This is a genomic window from Pseudoalteromonas sp. XMcav2-N (assembly GCF_024124545.1).
In the GTDB taxonomy this organism is placed as follows: domain Bacteria; phylum Pseudomonadota; class Gammaproteobacteria; order Enterobacterales; family Alteromonadaceae; genus Pseudoalteromonas.
Genome location: NZ_JAMXSF010000033.1, coordinates 1 through 19,027 on the forward strand (window position 1 = coordinate 1; position 19,027 = coordinate 19,027).

Annotated in this window: 4 protein-coding genes; all 4 read left to right on the top strand. The window is 52.7% G+C overall.

Annotated elements, in window-relative coordinates:
- On the top strand, positions 1-2,193 hold a 2,193-nt coding region (locus NH568_RS23675; protein WP_253111179.1), incomplete at its 5' end, for an amino acid adenylation domain-containing protein.
- On the top strand, positions 2,193-5,717 hold the full coding sequence (locus NH568_RS23680; protein ID WP_253111180.1) for an amino acid adenylation domain-containing protein: 3,525 nt from the start codon (positions 2,193-2,195) through the stop codon (positions 5,715-5,717). The genes NH568_RS23675 and NH568_RS23680, both read left to right, overlap by 1 nt.
- Positions 5,717-15,724, top strand: coding sequence for a non-ribosomal peptide synthetase (locus NH568_RS23685; protein ID WP_253111184.1), 10,008 nt, complete (start codon positions 5,717-5,719; stop codon positions 15,722-15,724). Before NH568_RS23680 ends, NH568_RS23685 begins: the two co-directional genes overlap by 1 nt.
- The coding region (locus tag NH568_RS23690; RefSeq protein WP_253111187.1) for an amino acid adenylation domain-containing protein at positions 15,724-19,027 on the top strand (3,304 nt) is incomplete at its 3' end. The genes NH568_RS23685 and NH568_RS23690, both read left to right, overlap by 1 nt.

The window sequence follows — 19,027 nt, forward strand, 5'->3', positions numbered from 1 at the left end:
TTCAGCGCGATGCTGAACTATCGCCACTCGGCAACAGAGGAGTCGCAGCTGGAGCAGGATGCCGGATTCAAGGTGATTGCCAGTGAAGAGCGCACCAACTATCCGTTTAACCTCTCGGTGGATGATTGCGGTGATGGCTTTGGCTTTGAGCTTCAGGTAGATAAACGTGCCCCGGCGGCGCGCATAGCACAGTATCTGCAAGTGACCCTGACTCAGGTGCTGGATTTACTGGACAGCCAGAGCAGCACAGTTGTGCAAAGCCTGTGTGTACTGGATGAGACCGAGCGCCAGCAGCAATTGCACAGCAGGAATGACACCGCGCTGGATTACCCGCGTGAGCTGTGTATTCACGAGCTATTTGAACAGCAGGCAGCGGCGACGCCGGAGCAGGTTGCCCTGCGCTTTGGTGAGCAGACCCTGAGTTATGGTGAATTAAATGCCAAAGCCAACCAGCTGGCCCATTATCTGCGTGCAGAGCACAATATCGGGCCGGATTCGTTAGTAGGCTTATGTGTTGAGCGCTCGCTGGAAATGGTGATCGGGATTTGGGGTATTCTCAAAGCCGGCGGGGCTTATGTGCCGCTGGATCCTAACTACCCGCAATCGCGCCTGGCCTATCTGATTGAGGATGCCAGTCTAAATGTTGTATTAAGTCAACAGAATGTTGCAGAAGAGGTAACGCTGGGGTATGCTAACGTCGTTTTACTGGACGCACCAGAGTCTCATAATCACGACATAATTTCGGCTTATCCTGCACACGATTTAACGCGAGCAGAAACGGGTGTGTGTGCCCAGAGCCTGGCTTATCTGATCTACACCTCAGGGTCGACCGGTAAACCAAAAGGCGTGATGATTGAGCATCGCAATACAGTGGCTATGTTGCAGTGGGCGAAACAGGCATACAGCGATGCAGAGCTGGATAAAGTGCTGGCATCGACGTCACTGAACTTTGACTTGTCGATTTATGAGCTGTTCTTACCGCTGTGCTTTGGTTATCAAAGCGTGATAGTGAACAATGCCATGGCACTGGCCGAGCAGCAGCTTGATATCAGCATGATCAACACCGTACCGTCGGCAATGAAAGCCTTGCTGGAAGTGGGGGCGGTGCCGCAAGGGGTTAAAGTGATTAACCTGGCGGGTGAGCCACTGACCGCGCAACAGGTGAATCAGATTTTAGAAGCGTGTCCGGGGGTTGCCGTATGCAACCTCTATGGTCCGTCGGAAGACACCACTTATTCAACGGCGGCGCGTTTTACATCTGCCTTGAGTCAGGTGCCGGATATTGGTCGGGTGATTGCAAACAGTCAGGCGTATGTACTTGGCAGCGCACAAGAACTGTTACCGACTGGCAGTGTGGGTGAGCTTTATCTGGGTGGTGCCGGTGTCGCGCGAGGGTATTTGAACCGTCCTGAACTGACGGCCGAGCGCTTTATCGACAACCCTTACTATGAAGCGGCGGGCGTTAATAACAGCAAGCGCATATATCGCACTGGTGATTTGGTCCGTTATCGCGAAGATGGTCGTATAGAATTTATTGGCCGGATAGATGATCAGGTCAAGATCCGGGGCTTCAGAATAGAGTTGGGTGAAATTGAACACCGGCTCAATAACCATCCCGAAGTGGTGACGTCTTTAGTGATGGCCCAGGAACACACAGGTGGCGGACAATATTTGGTGGCGTATCTGCAGCCTTGTCTCACGCGTGATACAAGAGATGAGACACAGCAGCAAGCCTGGTTGAGTGATGTTAAGAATACGCTGGAATGTGAGTTACCGGCACATATGATCCCGGGCCAGTTTGTGCTGATAGACGAATGGCCGCTGACGCCAAACGGAAAAATAGACAAAAAAGCCCTGCCAGTGCCGCAAGGTATGCTGGCAGGACAAGAGTACATTGCACCACAAAGCAACACAGAGCATGCTCTGGTGGCAATCTGGGCTGAGTTGCTTGGCCTGGACCGAGAGCAGATAAGTACCAGCGCTAACTTCTTCGAGTTGGGCGGGCACTCTCTGTATCTAATCAAGCTGGCCGGTGCGATTAAAACCCAGTTCGAAATAGAGCTGACATTACGGGAAATTTACGACGCTGCAGAATTAGCGGTCCTTTCACAGGTAATTGAGAGCAAGCAGGCCCAAAAATATCTCGAAGACAAAAAAGCCAATGAATCGGTAATGATGAGTGGAACACTATAATGATTGCACAATTAGTTAAGTCGGCAGCAGACCAAGGCGTTTATCTGTATGCTAAAGAGGGCGCGTTACATTTTGACCTGACGGTGGCCGAGTTTCCGGCCACTCTGAAGCAGGACATCATAGCAAATAAGGCAGAAATCATCGCATTTCTGTCTCATGCACAAAGCGCAGACAGCGAGTCGCAAAGGCCGCAACCCGGACACTATCCGGATGGCTGCGTGCTCTCTTATACTCAGCAGCGCTTCTGGCTGCTGGAGCAAATGCAATCAGGTCAAAGTCAGTACAATATGCCTGTTGCGCTAAATGTTGAAGGCGCACTGGAACTGACTTTGGTTGAAAAGGTGCTCAGCACTATCGTGGCACGTCATCAGATCCTGCGCACCGTTTATCGTGAGCGAGATGACGAAGTGCGTCAGCATGTTTTGCAAAACAGTGACGTTACTCTGAGCTTTGTCGATCTCAGTGACTGTGAAGGTGAGCAACAGCAGGCGCAGTTGTCTCAGTGTCTGCTTGAAGAGGCGCAGCGTCCATTTGATTTGACCCAACAACATTCGATCCGCGGCCAGTACCTCAAGCTTCAGGGAACCGGCCATACTCAGCAAGGCGTGTTGTTGCTGACATTGCACCATATTGCTTCTGATGGCTGGTCTATGGATGTGTTGGTCAATGAGTTTGTGACTCTGTATCGGGCCTATTCAACTGAGCAGGTTAACCCGTTACCTGAACTGGCACTGCAATACGCCGACTTTGCCGTGTGGCAACGAGACAAAATGCAGGGCGGCGAATTTGAGAAGCAACTGACATACTGGCAGCAGGCACTGGAAGATGCCCCATTAACACACAGTTTGCCTACCCAGCATCATCGCCCGGAAGTAAAGCAGACACAGAGTGCACAAGTCACGGCCACGTTGCCTGCGTATGTAGCACAGCAACTGGGCGAGATGGCCAGACAGGCTCAACTGAGCCCATTTATGTTGATGCATGCAGTCTTGGGTGTGGTACTTAGCCGTCACAGCAACCAGGCAGATATTGTCATTGGCACACCGGTAGCAAACCGCGCCGATGAGGCCTTGAGCCCGTTGATCGGTTGTTTTGTCAATACCCTGGCACTGCGCTTGAACACCTGTCACAGTACTCTGGCTGAATACTTTGCTCATGTTCGTCAGGTGCATATGAACGCCCAGGTTAATCAGGATGTGCCGTTCGAGCAACTCATTGATGCCCTGAATCTGCCCCGCACTTCATCTTATACTCCTTTGGTGCAGATCATGCTGACCACCAATGACAAGTTTACCGACGGCGCCGACGAATCGTCTTTACTGAATCTGCCAGACTTGAGCCTGTCTCCGCTTCAGGGCAGTCATCCGGCCATCAAATTCGATATGGAAATTGCGCTGAATATCAGCGATAAGCAAATCGAGACCACCTGGAACTATGATGTGGCATTGTTCGACGCTGAGTTTGTTGAGCAGCTTAGTGAACACTTTAATAATGCCCTGATCGCATTGGCGGATATGAGCGCTCAGACTCGTCGCACCTTACCTTTGAATCGTCTGTCTATTTTGGGTGACAAGCTGGAATCCTATCTGGTCGATGGTCTGAATAACAATGCGGCGGATTATCCGGTCGATCAGTGTATTCATCAGGTGTTCGAGCAACAGGCGATGCAAACGCCTGATCAGATTGCCGTTAAGTTTGGCAACAAGCAGCTGACCTATGGCGAGCTCAATGAGCGTGCCAACCAGTTGGCGCATTTCCTGATCCGGGAATATCAGGTCACCCCGGATACCTTTATCGGCTTATGTGTTGAGCGCTCGCTGGAAATGATCATCGGTACTCTGGCCATCCTTAAAGCCGGTGCAGCCTATGTGCCGTTAGACCCGGCCTATCCGCGCCAGCGTGTGACCTACATGATGGAAAACTCCGGCGTTAAAATTATCCTCTCTACGCATTTTATTATTGAGCAGCTGGACTTAACCGATTACCACAGTATTTGCATTGATGGCCTGGGTAATGAGCAAGTGGTACAGACGTTTGTCGATTATGCTACCCACAATCCAAGTGAGTTGGTTGCGGGCCTGACTTCTTCAAACCTTGCCTATGCCATTTACACCTCGGGTTCAACCGGCAAGCCAAAGGGCGTGCTGCTTGAGCACAAAGGGATAGTGAATGTCGCGTTTAACCACCGCCATTACCTGAAAGTGGACGGACACAGCAAAGTACTGCACTTTGCTTCAATGAGTTTTGATGCAGGGACCTGGGAATACGTGATGGCGTTGTTGAACGGCGCCACTTTGGTCATTGCCGACAGTGTTCAGCGTTTATCTCCGGAGAGCATAAGTCAGTTACTTCACAGCGAAGCCATTACCCATGTGCTGTTGCCTCCGGCGTTTCTGGCCATGATGGAGTTTCGTGACGATTTGGCGCTTAAAACGCTGGCCGTAGGGGGAGAGGCCTGCGATCAGGAAGTGGTAGAGCAGTGGGGGGGGACCTACCGGATGGTCAATGCCTACGGCCCGACTGAGATCTCTATCTGCGCAACCTGGGCTGAATTGCGTCCCGGACAGAAAGTCACCATAGGTAAGCCCCTGAAAAATACCAGTGCCTTTGTGCTGGACAGTAATCAGGCCTTGTTGTCACCGGGTGTGGTGGGCGAGTTGCATATCAGTGGCGTTGGTCTGGCGCGGGGCTATCACCAGCTACCTGAGCAAACCGCAGAGCGGTTTGTGCCGAACCCTTATTTCGATGGCCACAATAAATGTGTAACCGAAACCTTGTATAAAACAGGGGATCTGGTCCGCTATTTACCCGATGGAGAGCTGGAATATCTGGGTCGTATCGACCAGCAGGTCAAGATCCGGGGCTTCAGAATCGAAGTTAGTGAAATAGAAGGCTTACTGAGTGAGTGCCTTGATGTGGATGCTGCTGTGGTCACTGTTGCGACCAGTGCAACGGGTGCCAAACACTTAGTGGCCTATGTGCAGCTTAGTGACCAAACCACTGTTAATACTGCCTCTGGCCATAAAAATATTAATGACGATATGGTGGTGATCCAGCGGATCAAAACAGAACTGGCAGACAGGCTCCCTGATTACATGGTACCCGGGATGTTTGTGCCAGTATCGCAGTGGCCTTTGACCAGTAATGGCAAGATTGATAAACGGGCGCTGCCCGAGCCGGACCTGGCCGCCGTTGAAGGGGAGTACATAGCGCCCGAAACCAATAGTGAAAAACGTTTGGTGACTATTTGGGCGCAGTTACTGCATTTGCAGGAAAGTGAAATCAGTACCTCAGCCAATTTCTTTGCGCTGGGTGGTCACTCCCTGCTGGTTAGTAAGCTGGTCAGAGCTATCACTTCGGACTCGGAATTACAGCTACAACAGATAGACATGCAGGACATTTTTACGGCGCAGTCGCTGGCCCAGCTGGCCCAGCACATTGACTTGTTGCGAATGCAACAGCTCAATGCACTGGCGGCAGACAGTATCTGCGATCAGGATTTAGTTGAGGATGGTGAGATTTAATGAATGTACATCAGGCTTTCGAGTTAGCGATATCACAGGGCGTTCATCTGTATGTCGAGCAGGGCAAACTCAAGTTTAAAGCAGCAAAAGGCAGTATGACTGATGAGCTGAGAAGCGCACTCAAGGAAAACAAAACTCAGCTTATTGAGCTGTTGAGTCAGCAGGCAGCAAAAGCAAATGCGTTGAGCCAATCCGGGGATGCTATTCCCGCTCTGGGGTTAACACACAGCGTTTTGTCTTTTTCGCAGCAGCGCCTGTGGTTCTTAGAGCAACTGCGAGGGCCATCGGCTGAGTACAATATACCCCTTGTACTGGATGTGCAGGGTCGTGTGGATTTAGCGGCCGTAGAAGTTGCATTTAACGACATAATGGCGCGCCACACTATTTTGCGCTCCGGTTACTGTGATTCTGAGGATGGACCTGAACAGACTATCCGTGATGATGTGGCGCTTAATATTCAGCAAATTGATTTGAGCAATAGCGACGACCTGGCGGCAGAGGTGGCTGTACACGTAGAACGCGATACCCTCAAACCGTTTGATTTAACTAAAGATGTGCTGTTCAGAGTGACCTACCTGTGTACTCACCAGCACAATGATGGCACCCAGCAGGGCGTGTTACTGCTCAATATGCATCATATTGTATCGGATGGCTGGTCGATGGAAATTCTGACCGGTGAGTTCGTTCAGGCGTATCAGGCCAGAGTGAGCGGACTGGTCGCCAGCTGGGCACCGTTGCCATTGCAGTATATTGATTATGCGCACTGGCAGCGTGAGACCCTGACCCCGCAAGCGCTCGCTGAGCAGCTGTCATACTGGCAACAAAGTTTAGCCGGTGCACCCGCGGTACACGGGATCATGCCAGATTTTGAACGGCCGGCCACTAAGCAGCTGCACGGTGATCTGGTACGCAGTGAGCTGGGAGCCGCTGAGGCACAAGCGCTGCAAAACTTAGCCCGACAGCATCAGCTCACGCCCTTTATGCTCATCCACAGTGCACTGGCCTATGTATTATCACGGCACAGCAACAGCAATGATATTGTCATAGGCACGCCCATCGCCAACCGGGGACACGCAGAGTTAGAGGGCTTGATTGGTTACTTTGCTAACACCCTGGTACTGCGAGTCAACACCGGGCAGCCCAGTATTGGCGATTATTTTGCTCATGTGAAATCGGTACACCTGGGCGCTCAGGCCAATCAGGATGTGCCTTTTGAGCAGTTGGTCGAAAAGCTCAACGTTCCCCGCAGCGGCGCCCATGCGCCGCTGTTTCAGATCATGCTGACCACCAATTCTGATTATGGTGTCAGAGATCAGCAATTGGCACTGGATGGCTTGCGCATTTCACAACGTCCTGCCAGCAGTGTGACGACTAAGTTTGATCTGGAAATCGAAGTTGCACTAAACGAGCAGGGCGTGGCGATAGAAATCACCTATGATACCGCTTTGTTCCGTGCACAACGTGTCAGCGCTATTGCTAACCACTTAAACACCGTACTTGCGCAACTGGCAGCATTGACCCCAGCTGAGTTATTAGCCAAGCCTAATACGTTGAAACTACTGTCCGACACTGAGCGTCAACAACAGCTGCTGGATTGGAATGACACGGCGCTGGATTACTCACGCGAGCGCTGTGTGCACGAACTGTTTGAACAGCAAGCCAAAGCCACACCGGATGCTATTGCCCTGCGCTTTGACGGACACACCATGAGCTATGAGGCGCTCAATACCAAAGCCAACCAATTGGCGCGTTATCTGCGTGCTGAGCATAACATCGGCCCTGATACTTTGGTTGGCTTGTGCACCGAGCGCTCATTTGAGATGGTGATTGGCATCTGGGGTATTTTGAAAGCCGGGGGGGCTTATGTGCCGTTGGATCCTGAATTGCCATCAGGTCGGCTGAATTATTTAATTGAAGATGCCAGCGCTAATGTGGTGTTAAGTACACAAGAGGTGATTGAGCAGGTATCGCTCGGCGATGCGACGGTCATTGCACTGGACGGCTTCGACTTTGCTGCATACTCGGGTTCGAATATTGCGGTGAGCGACATCGGCCTGACAGCCAATCATCTTGCCTATGCTATTTATACTTCGGGCTCCACAGGTAAACCCAAAGGTGTGTTGCTGGAACATCAGGCGCTGCATAACCGCATCGACTGGATGGACAACGAATACGGGTGTGAGCCACAGGATAAAATCTTACAAAAAACGCCTTACAGTTTTGATGTCTCGGTATGGGAATTTGTCTGGCCTATGCTCAAAGGGGCCGAGCTGGTGATTGCCAAACCCAGCGGTCACAAAGACCCCGCTTATCTGAGTGAGCTGATTGAGAAAACGGGCGTAACTAAACTGCACTTTGTGCCCTCTATGCTGGGTGTGATGCTGGAGCATGGCGACTTGGCCAGGTGTGGCACTATCAAGCAGGTGTTCTGTAGTGGTGAAGCCCTGCAGGTAAGCCATGTGGAGCAGTTTAAAGTTCGGCTGCCCGAGGCGCAGCTGCATAACCTCTATGGTCCGACGGAAGCAGCCATCGATGTCAGCTACTGGGATTGTGCTTTGCCCCACGGCAGCAGCATTCCTATCGGTAAGCCCATCCAGAATATTCAGCTATACATACTGGACGATGCGCTTAATCTATTGCCACAAGGCGCTTGCGGCGAGTTACACATTGGTGGTGATGGCCTGGCAAGGGGCTATCATAACCGCCCTGAGCTGACCGAAGAGCGCTTTATCGCTAATCCGTTTTATCCACAAAGCGCCAGCAAACGCCTGTATAAAACCGGCGACCTGGTGCGTTTTCGTGAAGACGGCAACATTGAATATATGGGGCGGCTGGACCATCAGGTCAAGATCCGGGGGCAGCGCATCGAGTTGGGTGAAATCGAATATCACATTGGTGAGCACGCACAGGTCGATTCAGCCCTGGTCCTGGCAATGAAGGATGACAAAGGTAATCAGAGACTGGTTGCCTACGTTAAGCCGTCTGCTGAATTGATTGAAGACACACAGCAGGCGCTGATCGCCTCCGTGCAGGAACAGCTGGGTGAGTCGCTGGCCGATTATATGATCCCGGCAAATTTCGTATTGTTAAACGAGTGGCCACAAACGCCCAACGGTAAAATAGATCGTAAAGCGCTGCCAGTGCCGCAAAGTCTCGGTTATGAAGTGGCATATGTGGCCCCCGTCACCGAGCAGGAAAAGGTGTTGGCCGAGTTATGTGCTGAGCTGTTAACCCTTGAGCTTGCCGAAGTCAGCATGGCCGCCAACTTCTTTGAGCTAGGCGGGCATTCACTGATGGTGATGGAGCTGGTCAGCCGGTTGAAAAAGCAAGGCTGGAGCACCTCTGTACAGGCGCTGTTTAATGCCAGGGTGTTGGGTGAAATGGCCAAAACCATTACTGATGGCAAACAGCAGAGCGCCCCTGAGCTGCCGCAAAATGGTATCCCGGCGCAATGCACACGGATCACCCCGGACATGATAACGCTGGCCTCGATGACTCAGAGCGAGCTGGATTCGCTGGCACAGCGCATTCCCGGCGGGGCAGCTAACATCGCGGATATCTATCCGCTGGCTCCTTTGCAGGAGAGTATTTTCCTGGTTCATAGTGCGACGGAAAAAACCGACCCTTATGTGACCACCATCACGCTGGAGTTTGGCTGCAAGGATGAAATTGACCAGTTTGTCACACGCTTCAATCAGATCATTGCGCGCTATGATGTGCTGCGTACACTGGTTGCGTGGCGCGAGCGTCAAGCCCCTTTACAGCTGGTATTACGCCATTGTGAATTGCTGCCAACCTGGTTGTCGTTCTCTGGTCAGCAAGATGCCCGACAAAAACTCGATGCCTATGTTACACAGGGCATACACCGAATGGATCTGGAGCTGGCGCCTTTGGTGCAACTGGAGCTGGCCCACGACCCCGTCACAGATAAATACTGTGGCGTGCTTAAAGAGCACCACATTTTGCTCGATCATATCTCAGTTGAAATGATTATGACTGAGCTGGCAATGGATGAGCAAGCCTTCCGGCAATTGCCAGAACCTCTGGCGTATCGACAATTTATTGCTCACACATTGCACAATGCCGAGCAGCTGAATACCCGTGACTATTTTACCGAGCAGCTGGGTGATATCGACACGCCCTGCCATCCGTTTGGGCTGGACAGCACCCAAGCCGATGAGCTGCATTGTAACGATTTGCATGTTGAGCTGACTCTGGAGCAATCGCAACAGATCCGCACCCAGATGCAACAGCGTGGCATGAGCCCGGCGGCATTTTTCCATCTGGCTTGGGCCATGGTAGTGTCGGCCTGTAGTCAGAGCCGGGATGTGGTATTTGGTACTGTGTTGTCGGGCAGAATGAGTGGCCAGCTGGGCATTGAGCAGATGATGGGCATGATGATCAATACCCTGCCTCTGCGTATTAATCTGGCTGATAAACCGGCAGCAGCGCTGTTAGAGCTGGTCGACAAGTCTTTGCTCGGGTTAATGCCTTACGAGCAGGCATCGCTGACTGAAGCGCAGGCATGCAGCGGTGTCAGCACACAAACACCGTTATTCAGCGCCATTTTCAATTATCGTCACTCCCGTCTGGCTGAAGCGTCAGCGCAAGGCGGCGCGCAGGCCACAGCCGCCAGAGAGCGCACTAACTATCCATTTAACTTATGTGTTGATGACTGGGGTGAGGGTTTTTCTTTCAATCTGCAGGTTGAACGCTCTGTCGACATTAACGCGGTGGGAGACTATGTCACATGCGCCATTGATCAGTTACTGAGTGCACTGAATCATGAATCAGATACACCTGTGGCACAGCTGGCGGTACTGACTGAGACACAGCAGGATGCCCTGATGCAGGCGAATGTCGGCGAAGTGTTAAGTATAGATAGTGTAAGCAGCATTCAGGCCCGCTTCGAGCGTCAGGTGGCCAGAGTTGGCGAGCGCACTGCACTGGTGTACCAACAAGAGTCGCTGTCCTATCAAGAACTGAACGCGCGGGCGAACGCACTGGCACACTATCTGATTGACGCACACGATATCTGCCCGGATACCCTGGTAGGCTTGTGTGTGGGTCGCGGCGTTAACATGATTGTGGGCATACTGGCGATACTTAAAGCCGGTGGTGCGTATGTGCCGCTTGATCCAAATTATCCGCAAGAGCGTCTCGATTTTATCTGTCAGGATGCGGGCGTGGCACTGGTACTGAGTGAAGATCAGGTGGCTGATGGGTTAGCGATACAAGACACGCCTGTTGTCGACCTTAATCAGCTGACACTAACCAGCTACAGCACCGATAATGTGCAGCTGGCAGCGCATACATCAGACAATCTGGCATATGTCATTTACACCTCAGGCTCCACGGGCAAACCAAAAGGGGTGCTGCAAACCCACCGTAATGTGGGCCGTCTGTTTGATGTGACTCAGCCCGATTTTAACTTCAGTGAAGACGATTGCTGGTGTGTGTTCCACTCCTTTGCCTTCGATTTCAGTGTCTGGGAGATCTGGGGCGCCTTGTTGTTTGGCGGCAAACTGCTGATGCCGAGCCTGGATGAAGTCAAAGACAGTCAGTTGTTCGTAAAACTGTGTCAGCGCAACGCACTGACTATTCTTAACCAGACGCCGAGTGCCTTTAAACAGCTCACCGAATATCTGGTTACGGCCCGGCAGGCGCTGCCCTCATTACGTAGCATCGTATTTGGTGGGGAAGGGCTTACGCCAAGTCACGTTACCCAGTGGTGGACGCACTTTGCGAGTCAGCCAGCTGAGCTGATTAATATGTACGGGATCACAGAAACCACAGTACATGTGACCTATAAACGCATTGAGCCAGGTGCACAAATCAATATCGGCAGACCGCTGCGCGATCAGTATATTGTATTGCTGGACGACGCGTTAAAGCTGGTACCTAAAGGCTGTGCGGGCGAAATCTATGTCGGCGGGTCAGGCCTGGCACTGGGCTACCTGAACCGCGAAGCACTCAGTGCAGAACGTTTTATTGACAACCCATTCGACAGGGAGCGCTATCCCTGGCTGGGTGAGCGCTTGTATCGTGCTGGCGATTTGGCCCGTTATGACGAGCAGGGCGAGCTACATTATCTGGGCCGTCAGGATGACCAGGTGAAAATTCGCGGTCACCGCATTGAACTGGGCGAAGTTGAAAACCGTATCGCCGAGCTGGCTTTGGTTGACTCAGCTCTGGTGCTGGCTTTGCCTGCTGTGGATGGCACGCTACAACTGGTTGCCTATGTCAAAAGGGCGCAGGACAGCGCTGATGAGCACTGGCTGAGCAATTTAAAAGAGGCGCTTGGCGAGCAGTTACCGGCATACATGCTACCGGGCGCTATCGTCACTGTGCAGCAGTGGCCGCTGACCCCCAATGGCAAGGTTGACAGGCGCGCCTTGCCTGCGCCAGATAGTGGACTGGCTCAGCAAGCGTATGTTGCTCCGCGTAATGATGCCGAGTACACCCTGGTTGGGATCTGGGCCGAGTTGCTTAATCTTGAGCACAGTCAGGTTAGTGTCGAGGTGAATTTCTTTGAACTGGGTGGACATTCCTTACTGCTGATGAGGTTGCTTGCAGGGATCCGCGAGCAGCTCAACTGTGAGCTGAGCGTGAAGGATATCTTTGCGGCCACCACCATTGCACAGCAAGCGCAGCGGGTCGCGCAGCAGGCCGATACTGAGGCGCTGCCACCCATTGTTGCGCAACCTCGTGAGGCAAATGCCCGTCTGCCATTATCGTTTGCCCAGCAGCGTCTGTGGTTTATCGATAAACTCAATGGCAGTAGCGCCGAGTACAATATGCCGGTGGCGTTTGATGTTGATGGTGTATTAGACCTTGATGCGGCAGAAGCCGCGTTAAATCGCCTGATTGCCCGACATGAAGCGTTACGTACCGTGTATCTGGAGCAGGATGCCGAGCCTGTCCAGCTGATCCGCAGTAAGGCGCAGTTGACGCTGACCCTGCATGACTTAAGCGACCTGAATGAGCGCACCAAAGCAGACCGCCTCAGTCAGTTGCTCAAAGAGGATGCGTTAACACCATTTAAGCTGAACAGCGACCTGATGCTGCGTGCTCAGTATATTCTGTTGAACTATGCCGATCAGGGCGAGGCGCAGCGTGGTGTGCTGGCGTTCAATATGCACCATATTGCCTCGGATGGTTGGTCAGTTGAGCTGATGTCGAACGAGTTTATGGCGCTGTACGAAGCAGCGACTCAGGGCACCGTGACTGCCTTATCGCCTTTAGCTATCCAGTATGCCGATTATGCCTTATGGCAACGCGACTGGCTGAATCAGGCACAAGGGGGAGCAAAAGCGCTGGAAACACAACTCAATTACTGGCGTGAGACATTGGCCGATGCGCCGGCGGTGCATGGTCTGCAACTGGATAAAGCCCGCCCGGAAGAAAAAGCATTCAATGCCAATGGCTTCACCAGTTTATTGCCAGGCTCGCTGAGTCAGGGTCTCAAAGCGTTTGCTGAAGCGGCGCGGATCACGCCATTTATGCTGGTACACAGCGCACTGGCCTATATTTTGTCGCGGCACAGTAATCAGCAGGATATTGTGATAGGCACGCCGGTGGCGAATCGTGCCCAACCAGAAGTGGCCGGTCTTATCGGATACTTTGCCAATACTCTGGTACTGCGCGTGAACACCCAGCATTCTAGCCTGGGTGATTATCTTGCTCATGTGAAAGACGCTCATATCGGTGCACAATCGCATCAGGATGTGCCGTTTGAGCAGCTGGTTGATGCCTTACAGATCCCGCGTTCAACGGCTTACAGTCCGGTGTTCCAGATAATGCTGACAACCAACTCAGAATTTGCCCTGGCAGAGCAACCAGAGCAGGGACTGGCAGGACTGACGTTCACCCCAAGACTGCCACAGGCCTGTTCGACCAAGTTTGATATTGAAATTAATATCGACCTGGATGAGGCCGGACTGACCGTCAACTGGTTGTATGATTGTGCTCTGTTCACGGAGCAACACATAGCAGCGCTGGATAAACATCTGCAAGGTGTGCTCAGATATCTGGCGCGGCTTACTCAGGCACAGCTAGCCAATCCGCTGGATACGCTCCCGTTGCTATCTGAGCAGGAACGTTATGAACAGCTTCAGCGATGGAATGATACGGCGCGGGAATATGATCACACGCTGTGTGTCCACGAATTGTTTGAGCAACAGGTTGCCAAGTTGCCCAATCAGACGGCCCTGCGTTTTGGCGCTCAGTCCATGAGTTATCGTGAACTCAATACCAGAGCGAACCAGCTTGCAGATTATCTGCACAATGAACACGGCGTTGGACCAGACACTCTGGTGGGGCTGTGTGTAGAACGCTCATTTGAAATGGTCATTGGGATTTGGGGCATTTTGAAAGCCGGCGGGGCTTATGTGCCGCTGGATCCTGAGTTACCCAGCGCCAGGCTGAACTACCTGGTTGCCGATGCCAGTGCCCGGGTCGTGCTCAGCACGCGAGAGGTCGCTGCACGTGTCATGCTGGGCGAGGCCTGTGTTATTGAGCTTGATGGCTTTAATTATCACGCCTACAGCGATGCCAATATTGCACCGAACGACATTGGTCTGAGCGCCCGAAATCTGGCCTATACCATTTACACCTCGGGCTCTACGGGTATGCCAAAAGGTGTGCTGCTTGAGCATCAGGCGCTGCATAACCGCATCGACTGGATGAACAATGAATATCATTGCGGACCTGACGACAAGATCTTACAGAAAACGCCGTACAGCTTTGATGTGTCGGTATGGGAATTTGTCTGGCCGATGCTCAAAGGCGCTGAGCTGGTGATTGCCAAGCCGGGCGGCCACAAAGACCCTGACTACCTGAGCGACCTGATTGTTGAGACGGGTATTACCAAATTGCACTTTGTGCCGTCTATGCTGGGCGTTATGCTGGAGCATGGTGACCTGAGCCGCTGTACGTCAATCCAGCAGGTTTTCTGTAGTGGTGAAGCCTTGCAGAACAGCCATGTTGAGCAATTCCAAAGCGTGCTGCCAGCGGCGCAGCTTCATAACCTCTATGGCCCGACTGAAGCGGCCATTGACGTCAGCTATTGGGATTGCGCGCAACCACATGGCAGCAGCGTACCCATTGGTCAGCCAATCCAGAATATCCAGTTATACATCCTTGATGAAGCGCTGAACCTGTTGCCACAAGGCGCTTGCGGCGAGTTACACATAGGCGGTGATGGTCTGGCACGTGGGTATCACAATCGCGCTGATCTGACTGAAGAACGCTTTATCGCGAACCCGTTTTACGATGACAGCCAGGCAGGCAGCAGTCAGCGTCTGTATAAAACCGGCGATCTGGTCCGTTATCGCGCTGATGGCATCATTGAATACATGGGGCGTATTGACCATCAGGTGAAGATCCGCGGGTTGCGCATTGAGCTTGGTGAGATTGAGTATCACATCGGCGAGCACAGCGAAGTGGACTCTGCTCTGGTGATGGCTTTGGATGACCAACAGGGTAATCAGCACCTGGTCGCCTATGTTAAACCGCACTCGCTGGACACAGACGATACACAGCAAGCACTTATTGACTCTATCAAAGCAAAACTGAGTGAGTCTCTTGCTGAGTATATGATCCCGGCCAGCTTTGTGCTGCTGGAAGAATGGCCACAAACGCCCAACGGCAAAATTGATCGTAAAGCCCTGCCTGCTCCGGAACATGCCGGACTCGGTGGTGAATACGTTGCGCCTGACAGCGACACCGAGCGGACCCTGGTGACTATCTGGTCGCAGGTACTTGGCCTGGATGAAGCGCACATTAGCACGCAGGCGAGTTTCTTTTCACTGGGTGGTCAGTCTCTGCTGGTCGTCAAACTGATGAAAGAGATTGAGGCCAAGTTTGACTGCGCGCTGACCATCAAACAGTTATTTAAATACACCTCGGTGGCTGAACAGGCTTTGCAGTTAGACGAGCTGCAGGCTGCTCAGGCTCTGAAAGACAAGTTAGAACAATCAGATAATGTAGAAAGGATTGTGTTTTAATGAAACCGCAACAGTTAGTCAGTCTGCTTCAGGAAAAGTTGATTTTGGTGAGTGTCTCTGACGGGTCACTTGTAGTCGAAGCTGAAAAGGGCGCAGTCACAGCAGAGATTGCGCAACTGATCAGAGAGAATAAAACACAATTACTGGATTATTTGAGCGACAGCGAAACACAGCCCAAACGCCAGGCCATTACGCCGCGTACTGAGCAGTATCAGACGTTTGCACCACTGTCTTTTTCACAGCGCCGGTTGTGGTTTATCGACCAGCTGCAACAGGGATCAGCCCAGTATAATATGCCCGCTTTGCTGACGGTTACGGGTAAGCTGGATCTGGCGGTGGCCGAGCGTGCCTGTCAGGCCATCATCCGCCGCCATGAAGTACTGCGCACTGTGCTTGTGGATAGTGAAAACGGTGCCCGGCAGCATATTCGTGAGAACGTCGCATTTTCGATTTCTCAGAGTGATTTGAGCACACTGGATATCAGCACGCGTTCTCAGCAGCTCGACACTCTGATTGATGAGGAACTGAATACCCCGTTTGATTTGACTCAGGATGTGATGATGCGGGCCCGTTATATTCTGCTGGCTCATCCCGGTACTGCTCAGCAAGATGGGGTGTTGCTGTTCAATATGCATCATATAGCCTCCGATGGCTGGTCGATTGAACTACTCAGCCAGGAGTTTCTGACTTTATACCGCGCCTTTGCCAAGGGCGCAGCAAATCCATTACCTGAGCTGACTATCCAGTACGCAGACTATGCGCTGTGGCAGCAAACCTGGTTGCAGGAAAATGTACTGGAAACTCAGCTGGCATACTGGCAGGAAACCCTGGCCGATGCCCCGTCTGTACACAGCCTGCCCTTAAAACAGCCTCGCCCTGAAGAAAAGCAAAGTGCTGCGGGGTGTCAGAGCTTCAGTCTGGACAGCACACTTAGTCAGCAGCTGGGTGCTGTTGCGCAGCGCCACCAAATGTCGCCCTTTATGCTGGTGCACAGTGCGTTGAGTTGGGTGCTGGCGCAGCATAGCAACCAGCAGGATATCCTGATTGGTACGCCGGTTGCCAACCGAATGCAAAGTGAACTGGAGCCGCTGATTGGCTTTTTTGTCAATAATCTGGTGCTCAGAACTCAGACCAGGCATGCCACGCTGGGAGATTATTTCGCTCATGTACGCGATGTGCATCGCAATGCGCAGGCCAATCAGGATGTACCGTTTGAGCAACTGGTAGAGCGCTTAAATGTAGAGCGCAGCCTGTCGCACGATCCGCTGTTTCAGATCATGTTGTCCATGGACAGCGAGTTTGGTGTCAGCGATCAGGCCGATGCCGGACTGGACGGACTGAGCTTTGCTCAATATGAGCGCGAGATAGTGTCGCTGAAGTACGACATAGATATCGATATTACCCCACAGGATGAAGGCTACACACTGCGCTGGACCTATGATCTGGCGCTGTTTGAGCCAAATTATATAGAGACGTTAAATCGCCATTTGAACCGGGCACTACAACTGTTCTGTGACAGTGCCGCCAGCACTGCACTTGCTCAGTTGACCCTGATGGATAAGCAGGGGCAACAGGCACATCTTGCACAACTGTGTGGACCGGGCGTGCCCCTGCCGTCTACTCCGGTACATCAGCTGATTGAAACACGCGCCACACAAAGCGACGCGCGTATTGCCGTTAAGAGCCATGAGGGCACACTGAATTATCAGCAATTGAACGAACGCGCCAACCAGCTGGCGCACTATTTACGCGCTGAACATCAGGTGGGCCCGGATACCTTGGTTGGCCTGTGTGTGGGTCGCTCGCTGGAAATGATGGTGGCCGTGCTGGGCATTCTAAAAGCCGGCGGCGCCTATGTGCCGCTGGACCCGGATTATCCGCAGGAGCGTCTGGCGTATATGGTCGAAGACACCGGTCTGTCTGTAGTGCTGACCCAGCAAAAAGTGGCTGCCATGCTGAGTAATTTTAACGTCACATCAGTGCTGCTGGATGATGCCAGCCAGTTTGCAGGCTACCCAATCAGTAATCCGGATGTGGCACTAAGTCCGGAGAATCTGGCCTATGTGATGTACACCTCGGGCTCAACCGGCAACCCCAAGGGCGTGATGATAAGTCATCATAACCTGATTAACTTTGCCGCCAACTGCGAGCAGCGCTACGAAATCACCGAAGCGGATAATGTGTTGCAGTTCTCGACGATGAACTTCGATATTTTCGTCGAAGAATGGCTGGCAACGTTAACTCAGGGCGCCACTTTGGTGCTGCGCGACGACGATGTGTCGCTGAGCCGCGAGGCCTTTATCGCCTTCTGCGACAGCCATGCCATCAGTGTGGCCAGCTTACCCACGGCGTTCTGGCATATGCTGGCGCTGAGCGAAACAGAGCTCGAAGCGCTGGCACTGCGACTGGTGATTGTCGGCGGTGAAGCGCTGGATAAACAGTCGGTAGCCGCGCTTAAACCGGGTTTTGTGTTGCTTAATACTTATGGTCCGACCGAGACCACAGTCACGGCATCGGGCTATGCCATCAGCGGTGGCTACGATGCGCCCCGTGCGGTGCCCATTGGTCGCGCCAACGTGAATACCGCAACGCTGGTACTCAGCGAGCAGCTGACCTTGTGCCCGCCGGGGGTGGTTGGGGAGCTGTATATCAGTGGTCAGTGTCTGGCCAGCGGTTATCTGCATCAACCGGCACTCACCGCCGAGCGCTTTATAGATAACCCCTATTTTGACCCGGCCAATCCTGCGCTGAGCGCCCGTTTATATAAAACTGGTGACCTGGTGCGTATGGGCGCAGACGGCGAAATTGAGTTTGTCGGACGCAGCGACGATCAGGTCAAGATCCGCGGTTTCCGGGTCGAACTGGGTGAGATTGAAACTCAGCTGATGAGCCATGAGCTGGTCGAGTCGGCGGTGGTACTGGCCGAGGCCGGTCAGCAAGGCGGCAAGATGCTGCGCGCTTTTGTGAAGGCTGTGAGAGAGCAGGACAACGACTTAATTGATGCACTGCAACAGCACCTGAGCGGCAACCTGCCGGATTACATGGTGCCCTCGGCCTACAGTTTTGTGGACCAGTGGCCGCTGACCGCCAATGGCAAGCTGGACAAACGTGCACTGCTGGCCCTGCCTGTGAAAACGGTGGAGCAGCCTTATCAGGCACCTCAAACCGACGCCGAAAAAATGGTGGTCGAGATTGTCGCCTCCCTGTTGTCGCTCGACGCTACTAAGGTGGGTGTCCACGCTAATTTCTTTGCGCTGGGGGGCCATTCATTGTTGATTATGCAGCTGGTCAGTCAGCTACGCG

What these genes read in the sequence shown, in the direction of transcription:
- NH568_RS23685 (WP_253111184.1), top strand. Translation starts at nt 5,717, where the DNA reads ATGAATGTACATCAGGCTTTCGAGTTAGCGATATCACAGGGCGTTCAT.
- NH568_RS23680 (WP_253111180.1), top strand. Translation starts at nt 2,193, where the DNA reads ATGATTGCACAATTAGTTAAGTCGGCAGCAGACCAAGGCGTTTATCTG.